This window comes from Arthrobacter sp. B0490, assembly GCF_002929355.1.
GTDB lineage: Bacteria > Actinomycetota > Actinomycetes > Actinomycetales > Micrococcaceae > Arthrobacter_D.
On record NZ_PJIR01000075.1, the window covers coordinates 1 to 741 of the forward strand.

Sequence of the window (741 nt, forward strand, 5' to 3'; positions counted from 1 at the left end):
GCCGGCCGGCGACTGGCACGCCTACGGACGCAGCCAGCAGGGCCAGCGCTACTCGCCGCTGGCACAGATCACGCCGCACAACGTCGAGCGGCTGGAGCCGGTGTGGCATTACCAGACCGGGGATCTGCGCGGTCCGGACGATCCGGATGAAACCACCTACGAAGTCACCCCGCTCAAGGTCGATGACAGCCTGTACCTGTGCACGCCGCACAATCTGGTCATCGCGCTGGATGCCGAAACCGGCGAGGAGCGCTGGCGCTTCGATCCCGAGGTGCCGCATTCGGTCAACCGCCAGCACCTGACCTGCCGCGGGCTTTCCTACCATGCAGCGCCGCCGGCCACCGAGGGCCAGGCCTGTCGGCAGCGCCTGTTCATGCCAACCGCGGATGCCAGGCTGATCGCGCTGGATGCGAAGACCGGGGAGATTTGCCCCGGCTTCGGCGACAACGGTGCGGTGGATCTCTGGGCGAACATGCCCCACGTGAAGGAAGGCTTCTACTATTCCACGTCGCCGCCGGTGGTCGCGCGTGATCGGGTGATCGTCGGCGGAGCGGTGAATGACAACGTTCGCGCCAACGAGCCGTCCGGCGTCATCCGTGCCTATGACGTCTATACCGGCGAGCTGAAATGGAACTGGGACCCGGGCAATCCGGATGAAACGGCACCGATCGCCGCCGGGCAGACCTACAGCGCGAGCAGCCCGAACAGCTGGAGCATTTCCAGCGCGGACGAGGCGCTGGG

The 741-nt window shown here is 66.7% G+C and carries 1 protein-coding gene; it reads left to right on the forward strand.

Annotation, left to right across the window (positions count from 1 at the left end):
- Positions 1-741: PQQ-binding-like beta-propeller repeat protein (locus CXQ97_RS20820; RefSeq protein ID WP_181035157.1), on the forward strand; the 741-nt coding region annotated here is incomplete at both ends.